The sequence below is a fragment of the Marinobacter sp. 1-4A genome (assembly GCF_016597725.1).
Classification (GTDB): Bacteria; Pseudomonadota; Gammaproteobacteria; order Pseudomonadales; family Oleiphilaceae; genus Marinobacter.
The window spans coordinates 52,938-64,915 of sequence record NZ_VCGY01000011.1; the positions used below are offsets into that span (position 1 = coordinate 52,938).

Annotated in this window: 12 protein-coding genes; 3 read left to right on the forward strand and 9 right to left on the reverse strand. The window is 54.8% G+C overall.

Annotation, left to right across the window (positions count from 1 at the left end; all coding sequences use genetic code 11):
* Positions 1-2: 2 nt before the first annotated feature.
* From FE845_RS17510 to FE845_RS17550, 9 genes are all read right to left on the reverse strand, one after another.
* On the reverse strand, positions 3-272 hold the full coding sequence (locus FE845_RS17510; protein WP_200367578.1) for a YbeD family protein: 270 nt from the start codon (positions 270-272) through the stop codon (positions 3-5).
* A 27-nt stretch (positions 273-299) separates the two neighbouring features.
* Complete coding sequence (locus FE845_RS17515; protein WP_200367580.1) at positions 300-1,481, reverse strand: D-alanyl-D-alanine carboxypeptidase family protein; 1,182 nt, start codon at positions 1,479-1,481, stop codon at positions 300-302.
* Positions 1,482-1,529: 48 nt separating this feature from the next.
* Positions 1,530-2,426 (reverse strand): septal ring lytic transglycosylase RlpA family protein, encoded by an 897-nt coding sequence (locus FE845_RS17520; protein WP_413785093.1) that lies wholly within the window; start codon positions 2,424-2,426, stop codon positions 1,530-1,532.
* Positions 2,427-2,530: 104 nt separating this feature from the next.
* Positions 2,531-3,673 (reverse strand): rod shape-determining protein RodA, encoded by a 1,143-nt coding sequence (rodA, locus tag FE845_RS17525; RefSeq protein WP_200367582.1) that lies wholly within the window; start codon positions 3,671-3,673, stop codon positions 2,531-2,533.
* Complete coding sequence (gene mrdA / locus FE845_RS17530) at positions 3,673-5,571, reverse strand: penicillin-binding protein 2 (protein ID WP_200367591.1); 1,899 nt, start codon at positions 5,569-5,571, stop codon at positions 3,673-3,675. The genes rodA and mrdA overlap by 1 nt, the downstream gene beginning before the upstream one ends.
* A 9-nt stretch (positions 5,572-5,580) precedes the next feature.
* On the reverse strand, positions 5,581-6,051 hold the full coding sequence (gene rlmH / locus FE845_RS17535; protein ID WP_200367593.1) for a 23S rRNA (pseudouridine(1915)-N(3))-methyltransferase RlmH: 471 nt from the start codon (positions 6,049-6,051) through the stop codon (positions 5,581-5,583).
* Positions 6,052-6,053: 2 nt separating this feature from the next.
* A complete protein-coding gene (rsfS, locus tag FE845_RS17540) occupies positions 6,054-6,404 on the reverse strand; it encodes a ribosome silencing factor (RefSeq protein ID WP_200367603.1) in 351 nt (116 codons plus the stop codon).
* A 70-nt stretch (positions 6,405-6,474) separates the two neighbouring features.
* A complete protein-coding gene (nadD, locus tag FE845_RS17545; RefSeq protein ID WP_200367605.1) occupies positions 6,475-7,125 on the reverse strand; it encodes a nicotinate-nucleotide adenylyltransferase in 651 nt (216 codons plus the stop codon).
* A 5-nt stretch (positions 7,126-7,130) separates the two neighbouring features.
* Positions 7,131-8,387 carry a glutamate-5-semialdehyde dehydrogenase gene (locus tag FE845_RS17550; protein WP_200367607.1) on the reverse strand — a complete coding sequence of 419 codons (1,257 nt, stop codon included), beginning with the start codon at positions 8,385-8,387 and terminating at the stop codon, positions 7,131-7,133.
* A gap of 134 nt (positions 8,388-8,521) precedes the next feature.
* On the opposite strand from FE845_RS17550, the gene FE845_RS17555 reads away from it, so the two are divergent.
* From FE845_RS17555 to FE845_RS17565, 3 genes are read left to right on the forward strand one after another with little or no spacing between them, the layout of a single operon-like run.
* Entirely contained in the window at positions 8,522-9,535 is a 1,014-nt protein-coding gene (locus tag FE845_RS17555) for a GGDEF domain-containing protein (protein ID WP_200367609.1), read from the forward strand.
* Complete coding sequence (locus FE845_RS17560; protein ID WP_200367611.1) at positions 9,532-10,530, forward strand: GGDEF domain-containing protein; 999 nt, start codon at positions 9,532-9,534, stop codon at positions 10,528-10,530. Before FE845_RS17555 ends, FE845_RS17560 begins: the two co-directional genes overlap by 4 nt.
* Complete coding sequence (locus FE845_RS17565) at positions 10,527-11,978, forward strand: bifunctional DedA family/phosphatase PAP2 family protein (RefSeq protein ID WP_200367613.1); 1,452 nt, start codon at positions 10,527-10,529, stop codon at positions 11,976-11,978. Before FE845_RS17560 ends, FE845_RS17565 begins: the two co-directional genes overlap by 4 nt.

The following is an 11,978-nucleotide window of genomic DNA, read 5'->3' on the forward strand; positions in this document are numbered from 1 at the left end:
GTTTAGAGCACCATGTGTACACGGCCACTGGCTTTGAGCTCTTCAAAAAGAGCCTTCAGTTGAGGCTCACCCGTAGCCATAATATTCAGCCGAACCGAGCAGAAGCGCCCCTCCCTGCTGTCTTTAACGGAAACATCTTCTTCTTTTATTCCCGGAGCATGCCGCTCAACAACCGTCACCACAAACTCTTTAAAGTCTGGTGCTGCATCGCCAATCACCTTGATGCCGTAATCGCAGGGAAATTCGATTTTTGGTGCTTTCGGCTCACTCATAGTTTTTCTCCCGGGCTCAACTCGCCCTTACTGGAACAGCTGAACAAAAAACAGCTTGATGGAATCCCAAATGCGCTTGAACAAACCGCCCTCAGGCACTTCGGTTAGGGCGAGTACCGGCTGATCAATCAGCACCTCACCGTTAAACGAAACCTTTACCCGGCCCAGTTCGTCGCCAGCACGCACGGGTGCTTTAATCACCGAATCGAGTTCTACGCTAGACTCAAGACTGTCACGAGACCCACGCGGAATCGTTACGTAGGCATCTTCAAGCATGCCCACAGAAAGCTTATCGGACTGACCACCCCACACTTTGGCTTCAATCAGTTCCTGACCGGCACGGAACAAGCGCTCGCTCTCATAGTAGCGGAAGCCGTAGTTGAGCATTTTCTGGATTTCTTGAGATCGAGCCTGAGAGCTGCTGGTTCCCATAACGGTCGCAATAAACCGGGTATCATTACGCTTGGCTGAAGCTACCAGACAGTACCCTGCCTCCTCGGTGTGGCCAGTTTTGAGTCCATCAACACTGTCATCACGCCACAGCAAGCTGTTGCGATTTGGTTGACGGATGTTGTTATAGGTAAAGTGCTTCTCTGCGTAGATCGGGTAGTTCTCCGGGTAGTCATTAATGATCGCACGGGCCAGAACAGCCAGATCGTAGGCGGTGGAGAAGTGATCGGGGGCAGGCAAGCCCGTTGCATTTTCAAAGTGCGTATCCTTCATGCCCAGCAGCTGAGCCTGCTGGTTCATAATATCTACGAACGCGCCCTCGCTGCCCGCAATAAACTCCGCCAGCGCGACAGATGCATCGTTGCCCGACTGAATGATCACACCTTTCAGAAGATCCTCGACCGACACGCTGGTTCCCTCTTTAATAAACGTGCGGGATCCTTCTGTTTTCCAGGCTTTCACACTAATGGGGACCATGTCAGACATACTGATTCGGCCCTCATCGAGCTCCCGCTCAACAATATACGCTGTCATCATTTTGGTCAGACTGGCGGGTGGCAAGCGCTCATTGCTGTTGCTCTCCATTATGATGCGGCCACTTTTCGGATCCATAAGCACATAGGAGCTACCAGCAATCTGTGGCGGAGAAGGAATCAGCACTGTCTGGGAAATTGCCTTGCCTGACACAGAGATCATCAGCACGAACGCGAGAAAGGCTGAAATAGAAGAGAGTGAGCGGAAAACTGATTTTAATGCCATGGGTCCATTCATTCGTCGTTAAGTGTGTTTTTATGTGCGACCTACCATCTAGTGGGAGTCGGTTAGCACTATTGATTGCGAAAATCCTTGGGCTTCCAGAAGGCTCTGCGTTTCTCGGGCACTCGCTTCGTTCTGGAAAGGGCCAACTTGCACCCGGTGAAATCGCCCCGACGCAGTATCTACAGAGCGCACCCGCACGGGTTCACTAAGCACGCCTCTAGCGCGATCCTGCAGTTTCTCTGCAGGGGAGCGGCTGCCGAACGAGCCAAGCTGAACAAACAGCCCGCCACGTTGGTCACCATATACAGCAACGTTATTTTGGTTTGGTCGTTTCGTTGGTCGGCCTTCAAGGGTAAAAGGCTGGCCAGCAAGGAACATGCTGCCGTCTGACTTCACCGTAATGGCTGCCACTTCTACTCTGGCCGTTCCGTGTGACTGGTAACCCAGTTTCTTGGCCGCCGCATAGGACAAATCAATCAGGCGATCTCCGTGAAACGGCCCTCGGTCGTTAACCCGAACAATCACAGACTGGCCATTGTCCAGATTGGTGACCTTTGCATAACTCGGTATTCGTAACGACTTATGGGCAGCAGACATCTGATACATATCGAAGATTTCGCCATTCGATGTTTTGTGGCCGTGGAATTTTTCGCCGTACCAACTTGCCACACCGCGAGCGACATATCCGTCATTGCTATCCATTACAGAGTAGCGCTTACCCAAAACCCTATAAGGCGACTTGTTTCCCGCCTTAACTTGGGCTTGATACATGGGTATAGCGTCTGACAACCCGGACACATCGAAGTTTCCGGTGGGCGCCCTATCCTGTGAAATCGTATAGCGTGCCGAGTGGTCTGTTTCGACAGGGCCCGGCGCCGAAGCGCAGCCGGCCAGCACCAATACCGCCAATAATACCAGCCATAAGCCTGAGCGATTTACTATCACCGTTTGAATATCCTTTAAGATGCCCGCCGCAGGATAAACACAAATGCGGCTCTGCCTGTCATTGTAACGGGTTACCGACCTCTATCACCATTACCGGCCTGACATCAGGCGGTGATCATCCTGCGATGAGTGTGTATGGACATCAAAATGCCAAACGCCGCCATGAGTGTCACGGTTGAGGTGCCACCATAGGAAATTAGCGGTAAAGGCACCCCTACCACCGGCAGCAAACCACTTACCATGCCAACATTGACAAAGACATAGATGAAAAAAGTCATAGTCAGCGCCCCCGCTACAAGTCGGCTAAAAGAGTCTTGGGCGGTCACTGAGATAAAGAGGCAACGCAGAATAATCAGGAAATACACGCTGAGCAGAATCAAAACCCCTATAAACCCGAACTCCTCCGCCAACACCGCCACAATGAAATCTGTGTGGCTTTCCGGAAGGAACTCAAGGTGAGACTGGGTGCCTTGCAGCCAACCCTTACCATCGACACCGCCCGAGCCAATGGCGGTTTTGGACTGGATAATATTCCACCCTGCGCCTAATGGGTCGCTTTGGGGGTCTAACAGCGTCAACACTCTCTGTTTCTGGTACTCACGCATTCCGAAAAACCACATCAACGGCGCCGCTACGGATACCATCACCAAGAACGCACTGATCAGTTTCCAGCTCATGCCAGCGAAAAACACCACGAAAAGCCCAGCCATGCCCACAAGGAGCGAGGTTCCGAGATCGGGCTGCTTCACGATCAACACCATGGGGAGTAGCACAATGGCCAGCCCTACGCCGATGCGAGAAAGTTTTGGCGGCAAAAAATGCCGCGACAGATACCAGGCCGCCATCATGGGCACCACAAGCTTCATAAGCTCCGAGGGCTGGAAACGGGGCAAGCCAGGCAAGGCTAACCAACGCTGGGCGCCTTTCGCCCCAACGCCCACAAACAACACGGCAACCAAACCGGCAAGACCAACAATGTAAAGCCAAGGCGCCCAGCGTCGAAATACCGATGGATCAAGTTGGGCGAAAACCAACATCACAACAAAAGCGATCCCAAAACGCACACCCTGAGCCTTTACCACGTCAAGGTTACGATCGGCGCCGCTATATAGCACAAACAAACCGCCGGAAACCAAGGCAACAAGCAGTACCAGCAGAATAGGGTCTAGATGCAGTGCTGACCATACTCCCCTAGGGCGACCAAGAGGGTTGCTGGCCGTTGAACTGAACACTTCCCGAGTAGCCATTAAGGAGCCTCACTCGTAGGGTCGGCTTTACTGATTGACGGGCCATCTGCAACAGCCGAAAACTCAAGTAGCCAGGCGTCAAACAGTTCGCGAGCCACAGGGGCTGCGGTACTGCTGCCCCCACCACCGTTTTCTACAATAACGGCAACGGCAATCTGTGGGTTTTTCAAAGGTGCGAAACCGACAAACAGGGCATGGTCGCGCAACCGCTCCCTCACCTCTTCGGCGTCGTACTCTTCATCTTCTGCCAGGCTGAACACTTGAGCGGTACCGGTTTTTCCAGCCATTCGGTATGGGGCACCTCGCCCCGCGCCACGGGCTGTACCCTTAACGCCGTGCATCACCTCTGCCATGGCATCCGCTATATATTCCCAGTTGTCGGGATCTTTTAGCTTTAAAGGCTCGTGGGTTTCGCTAGGAAGAAATTCATCTGGCGTGCGGTCGCCCTGAATGTCTTTGAGCAGGCGCGGCTCAACCCACTCCCCTCGATTAGCGATAAGCGCGGTGGCAGTAGCGAGTTGTAAAGGCGTAGAAAGCATAAAGCCCTGACCGATACCCAAGTTAACCGTGTCCCCCGGGTACCAGGGCTCATTTCGGGTTGCACGTTTCCAGTCCGGCGACGGTAAAAGGCCGCTCAAGGCTCCGGATACATCCAATGTGGCATCCTCACCAAATCCGAAGTGGGACAAATAGCTGACCATGGTGTCGACACCCATTTCCACAGCTGCTTCATAAAAGTACACATCACAGGATTGCGCCATTGCGTAGGTGAGATCAACCCAGCCATGGCCGCCCCGCTTCCAGTCCCGCCAACGACGGCCAGCAGAGTTGATCTGGAAAAATCCCGGGTCCCAAATGGTGTGATCTCGTGTTACAGCACCGCTATCAAGGGCCGCAATGGCCAACATAGGCTTGAGCGTGGACCCCGGAGGGTATTGGCCTCGAAGAGCGCGGTTAAACAAGGGTTTATCTTTGCTGTCACTCAACTCACGATAGTCCGGAACACTGATACCGGTGACAAACTTATTAGCATCAAAGCCCGGCACACTGGCAAGGGCAAGTATGCCACCCGTCGCAGGCTCAATAGCAACAATGGCACCTCGACGGCCGTCGAGCAGTTCGTGGGCGCGGTTCTGTAAACGCAGGTCCAAATGCAGCTGAAGGTCTTCGCCAGGTACCGGGTTTTCCCGGTCTAGCACCCGGAGGGTGCGCCCTCGCGCGTTGGTTTCTACATGTTGGTAACCAACTTTTCCGTGCAACAATTCTTCGTAAAATCGCTCTACTCCGGACTTTCCGATGTAGTTGGTACCTGCGTAGTTAACCGAGTCGATGCGCTGCAATTCTTCGCGATTAATCCTGCCAACAAAACCAAGAGCATGGGCCGTCAGTTCACTGTGGGGGTAATACCTCACCAGTTCTGCCTCAACTTCCACCCCTGGCAGCTCATGCCTGAGCACCGCCAAGCGTGCAATTTCGTCTTCTGTTAGGTCGTATCGCAGCGGTATTTCCTGAAACGGACGACGAGGCTCGCGCAAGCGGCGTTGAAACCGTTCCAAATCCTCATCAGACACATCGAGAATACTGACAAGCTGCTGCAGCGTGGCATCCACGTCACCAACCCGCTCTGGCACAAGGGTTACGCTAAAGACGGGGCGGTTTTCCGCCAATAAAACCTGATTGCGATCGTAAACAAGCCCACGGGGAGGCGGCACAGACTGAACTTGTACCCGGTTTCTATCGGAGAGAGTGGTGTAAATATCGTGCTCGACCACCTGCAGCTGGTACATGCGAGCCACGAGCCCTGCCAGAAGTAAGAACACGAATACCAGCATAACGGTGGCACGGCGCTGGAACAGCCTGCGCTCGGCTGCAGTATCCTTGAATTCACCCCACGGCATGGATGCTTCCTAAGCCCGGTGATACGGGTGGTTACGGGTAATCGACCAGGCTCTGTAAAGCTGCTCTGCCAGCAGTATCCGAACCAGAGGGTGGGGCAAGGTAAGAGGGGAAAGCGACCATTGCTGATTTGCACGCTGGCGACAGGGTTCTGCCAATCCGTCGGGGCCACCCACAAGGAAGCTTACATCACGCCCATCTTGCTGCCAGTTTTCCAACTGGCTTGCCAGCTTTTCTGTAGACCAAGGGCGGCCAGTCACTTCCAGCGCGACAACCCTGTCTTTGGCGCCAGTTGCCGCCAGTATCGCGTCACTTTCGCGCTGCATCAACCGCGCAATATCGGGATTTTTGCCACGATGGGGCATGGCAATTTCTACCAGCTCAATAGGCATTTCCGGAGGCATGCGACGCGCGTAATCGTCGTAGCCCCTGCTGACCCAGTCGGGCATTTTCTGCCCCACACAGATCAGGCGCAACCGCATGATTACTCGCTGCCCGCAGCACCGACATCCGGTGCGTCACGCCAGAAGCGCTCCAGATCATAAAACTCTCGGGTAGCGGGCAACATTACGTGCACAATCACGTCGCCCATATCCACCAGAATCCAGTCACTGCCGCCACCACCTTCTACGCTGCTGACACGAACGCCTTTCTCTTTGGCGTCTACGACAACCGAATCCGCAAGGGATTTAACGTGGCGGTTGGATGTTCCGGACGCCAGAACCATGAAGTCGGTAACGCTGGTGCGATCCCGAACATCAATTACGCTGATATCCTGTGCTTTCACATCTTCAAGTGCATTCACTATCAGATCTTTGAGTTGCTCTGCCTGCATAATTACCCTGTTGTCCGGGTGCCGGCCGGAATGGCCACCCGAAAAGTCATTTTCGATCGCGATTGTAACACTAAAAGTTCTTCGCAGGGCATGCCCCGTAAAGCCCCATGTGTTGAATCTCCGCCAGGACCGAATCGGGCGCTAGATAACGGGGCGATTGACCAAGGCTGATTCGGTCGCGAATGCCGGTGGCAGAGATATCAAGCCAAGGCGGGTTGAGCTTTAGAACGCGCCCCGCCGCGCAGCCGTGAAGCGCGCCAGCACTACCAGCAGCGTTCTTCACTAGCAACCTAGCTGGCTCACCGTCAGGGTCGAGAATGATGCCGGGACGCTGCACCACAATGATATGGGCCAGCTCCGGAATGTGCTGCCATTCCTTCCATCGATCAAGGCCCGCGAAGGCATCGGTACCCAAAACTATCGCCAGCGGCACATTAATCCCTAGCTCACCGCGCAGCTGGCGCAATGTATCCGCTGTGTAGGACGCTCCTCCGCGTCGTAGTTCGCGGTCATCAATGCGCAAGTCAGGCTCACCGGCAATTGCCAGCTCCAGCAAGCGCAGCCGCTGCTCAGCCGTTGCGCCTGTCTCGCCACGATGAGGGGGAATGTGGCATGGCATCAGACTGACCGGTACCTTTCCAAGGCGCTCGCTGACTTCCAGCGCAAGACGCAGATGGCCATGGTGCACGGGGTCAAAGGTACCGCCATAAATTACGTGCATCAGCATCAATTCCGGATGTGACCGTCGCCAAACACCACGTATTTTTGCGACGTTAATCCCTCAAGCCCCACCGGCCCACGGGCGTGTACTTTATCGGTGGAGATACCAATTTCAGCACCAAGACCATACTCGAAGCCATCAGCAAAACGGGTAGAGGCATTCACCATTACCGAGCTCGAATCCACCTCGGTAATAAAGCGCCGGGCACGGGTGTAGTTCTCGGTGATAATGCTGTCGGTATGTTGGGAGCTGTATCGATTAATATGTGCGATAGCACCATCTAACCCGTCCACCACACGAATAGCCAAAACCGGCGCCAAGTATTCCTCACTCCAATCTGCTTCCGTGGCAGCTGTTATATTCGCAAGAATTGCTTGAGTCTGCTCGCATCCGCGTAGCTCCACACCTTTTTTAGCAAAAGCGTCACCAAGCAACGGCAGGATATCCGCCGCAATTTCTGCGTCTACCAACAAGGTCTCCATGGTATTACAGGTGCCGTACCGGTGGGTTTTCGCATTCACCGCAACGCTCAATGCTTTTTCCGGATCGGCATGGCTATCGATGTAAACATGGCATACGCCGTCAAGATGCTTGATAACCGGCACACGAGCATCTCTACTAATGCGCTCGATCAGACCCTTTCCACCTCTGGGCACAATGACATCCACATAGTCCGGCATGGTAATCAATTCGCCAACCGCAGCTCGGTCGGTGGTTTTAATCACTTGTACCGCCGATTCCGGCAACCCGGCCTCTGCAAGACCCCGGGCGAGACACAAAGCAATGGCCTGATTGGAGTGAATGGACTCAGAACCACCCCGCAAAATCGTTGCATTGCCGGACTTGAGGCAGAGACTGGCAGCCTCAACCGTCACATTCGGACGGGATTCGTAGATAATGCCAATAACACCCAAAGGCACACGCATTTTGCCCACTTGAATGCCGGAGGGACGGTAGGTCATATCCGTAATTACGCCGATAGGGTCCGGCAAAGAAGCAACCTGACGCAACCCCTCAATCATCGCGTCCACCCGTGCGGGCGTCAGCTCAAGCCGGTCCAGCATGGCAGCATCCAGACCGTTTGCCTGCCCGCTGGCAAGATCACGGGCATTGGCCTCTGCCAGTTCACCGCGTGCGGCGTCCAAGGCTTCGGCGGTCGCCAATAGCGCTCGGTTTCGCACGTCTGTTGTAGAACGGGCAATGAGTGTCGCCGCTGCCCGGGCCTGCTGACCGACTTCGGCCATGTAAGCTGCAATATCCATCCCTTTACCTTATGTATTTTCTGCCAGAATTCAGGAATAAGGCCCTAACTTTACCTTTCCCGTTTCAAGTACGCACCCCAAACAGATATTATACTGCTGTGGTACAACGGGAACTCCGGAAAAGGACGAATACCATGGCCCATACGGCCGACAAGTTTTTGCTGAACCGGTTATCACGCGCCAGCCTCGCTATTCTTGTGGGCATCGCAGCCCTGTGCGCCGTGCTGGGCGAACCCCTCACTGCGGCAACCGCCGCAGCGGCTGCCGGTGTCGTTGTCAGCGGACGTAGCTTTCACCCGGGGCGGGAGCTACGCCCTTGGCCAGTGGTTCAAAAATTATTTCTTGCAACACTGATACTACTCCTGCTTACCAGCTTCTGGACCGGACCTTGGGCCCTTAGCCACTGGTTATACGGTTTAGCACTGATAGTGTTCGCTCTACTACCCCGGGGCCTTGCAACGCTGATAACTGTGGTGATTGTTGTTCTTGCAATGGCCGCTGCCCATTGGGCCGAAGGTATAGCCGACCGGCACCAGATGATCAGCGCACTGCTGCTAACCATACTGCTTTCTGCTGTACTCATCTTCCTGCGCGAATACAAAACCCGCCAGCTTGCACCCTTAAGGCGCACCGACGAACTCACTCAAGCGGCCAGCCGGGAATACCTGTCTGCCGACTTGCACAAGGAAATCCAGCGCAGCGAGCGCGAGGGCACGGACATGTCCGTAATCATGATAGGCCTTGACGCCCACGCCAGTGACAACGACCCGGACGAGGATATACGTTCCATTCTTCCGCGAATCGGGCGCTTTCTGCATTCTCAACTTAGGGACTTCGATACCTACTACCGGGCGGCAGATCTGCAGTTTCTTGTAATACTGCCGGGAATCGCTACGCAAGAAGCCGTCACCCGAGCCGAAACAATTCGCAAGGGACTTGGCACCTTGCTCGAAACCCACGGCATGAACCTAACGGTTAGCACCGGTATCGCCGGGCTGAACATTGGTGACGACGCCGACAGCCTGCAGCAAAGCGCCGCTAACGCATTGCGCCGTGCACAGCAGCAGGGCGGAAATCGAACTCAAGCCTATAGCACTTGGGCGCCTGTTACGCCGCCCAAGCAACGTATGGAGGGGTCTGCGCCATGACAGAAACCCGCCTGAGAACCTGGACTCACAGCGTTGGCTATGGCCTTGCGACCTTGTTTATTTTTACACTGGCGCTACAAAACCTCCGATATGGTTTCTATGAACTTTTCTACCTTGCAGCGGGCATGGCCACGCTGACGCTTGGCGGCCTTGCTTATACGTTCCTGAGCCGCAGGCACCAGCTTTCGGCGCCCGGCCACTTAATCATTCTAGCTGGCCTGAACAGCGGTCTTCTGGCGGCCATGCTGACCATGGACGCTACAGGTATAACCCATTGGGCCATGCCGCTGTTAGTGCTTAATCTGCTTATTCTGCCACTGCGCCATGCGCTGATGCTCTCACTGCTTCTGCTCATCCCTATGGCAATTCTGCTCTTTGTAAAGCAGTCGCCAACAGATGCCGTCACTGCTATCAGCGGACTATTCATCGTGCTAACCGTTGCGGCACTCTATATATGGCAATACGACCATATGGCGCAGTCGGCTGAAGACCTTGCCATTACCGATCCCGTCACGGGCGCCCACAATGCACGCTTTCTTGACGAAACGCTGCAAAAGGAAATCAGCCGCGCCATTGCTACGGGCCACAGCCTGTCAGTTATTAACCTAACCATCGATTACGCCGACGAAGCCGCAGATCTCCATGGGGAGTCTGGCATGCAGGCGCTATTTCGCGACATGACACAGCACCTCTTTGGACTGATTCGCGCCGGGGACACCCTTTACACCCTGAATGACTCTGAGTTCTTCCTTATCCTGCCCTTCACTCCAGAGGAAGGCGTACGGGTGATTTCAGAGCGAATCAGGCGCACCATATCCGAAAATCACTGGCCATTGATTGGTAAGGCAACTGTAAGCCTTGGTTGCACCACGAGAGGCACCAGTGACACCCGCACAGATACCCTGCGCAAGCGCGCGCATCAAGCGATGCTGGAAGCGCGCAGACGAGGCGCTGACTCGGCCTGGTTCAGTCCGGGAGAAACTCTCCGGACATGAGCAACGCCTGGCTTACAGACCTAACTGCATGGTTGAGTGCCAACCCGGGCTGGGTGTCTCTTGCGCTATTCAGCACCGCCTTTATAGAGTCTCTGGCAATTGCCGGCATTATTGTGCCCGGCGTTGCCCTCCTTTTCGCCATTGCTGCATTAGCTGCACAAATTGGAATGCCCCTAATGGCCGTATTGCTGTGGGCGGGTATGGGAGCTATTGCTGGAGACGCCCTGAGCTTTGCCATCGGCAGGCTTTTTCAAGGCAGGCTGAACAGCGTTTGGCCCCTGAGCCGATACCCCAAACTCATCGTCAAAGGTGAACGCTTTTTCCATAGGCACGGCGGCAAGAGCATCATCATTGGTCGCTTTGTGGGGCCGGTCAGGCCAGTGATCCCCCTAATTGCCGGCGCTTTAATGATGTCTTGGCGGCGCTTTCTAGCCTTTAATATCGGCTCTGCCATTGCCTGGGCACCCGCGTATATTTTGCCGGGCTTTCTGGTGGGCAGCGCACTGTCGAGCAAAGTTCAGCTTCCGGCCCACGCCTATCTGGTGACAGCTGTCAGCATCGCAACATTGGCGGCGATCTACCTTGTTATTTTTCGTTTTCAGCTTGGCCTTGGCGACAACAGCCGCGCCTATATTTGGCTGCAACAGCGGATGGCGCAGTATGAAACCACCCATCGTTTCTGGCGCCTGTATTCCAACGAACGCCCTGCACAAGCGAGTGAATTTCCACTTGCGTCGCTAATGCTTGCCCTTGGCACACTTGCGTTGTTTATTCTTTGGGGCCAACTGGCAACCATGACCGACGTTATCGAACCTTTCGATCAACTGGTGATGCAGTGGTTCAGTGACTTGCGCCAGCCCTTGCTTGACGCACCTGCCATTGTCGCAACACTTCTTGGCGACCCGCCGGTGTTGACCGCAGCCGCGGTGCTGGCGTGTCTTGCTCTGGCGTTCCGCGGCCATTATGCGGCCGCCATTCATATTGTGCTGGCAGCGGTTATAACAGCGGTGCTGGTAACGATCCTCAAAGCCGCTTTTGGGATTGATCGCCCCGATCAGGTGGTCAATCCACCATCATCAGGCTCTTTCCCCAGTGGTCACACCACAGGCATTACTGTATTCGTTACTCTGCTAGCCAGTTTTGTGGCAGCTGAAACCCGTAACAGCAAACGCTGGCAAACTTACATGCTGGTCTCGCTACCCCTAATCCCCGTCGCTATTAGCCGACTGTATCTGGGCGTGCACTGGTTTAGCGATATTGTGGGAGGGTTACTGCTGGGACTGGCAATCACCGGAGCAACAAGAGCCAGCTTCAGCCGGTTCGACCGAGTGCCCATAGCACCGGATATTCTGACTGTTTCCGCCGCTCTAATCTGGCTGGCTTTCTGTGGTGGCTATGTCTGGGTTATGTGGCCAGAGGCCATCCAACATTACGCCCATTCGCCGTAG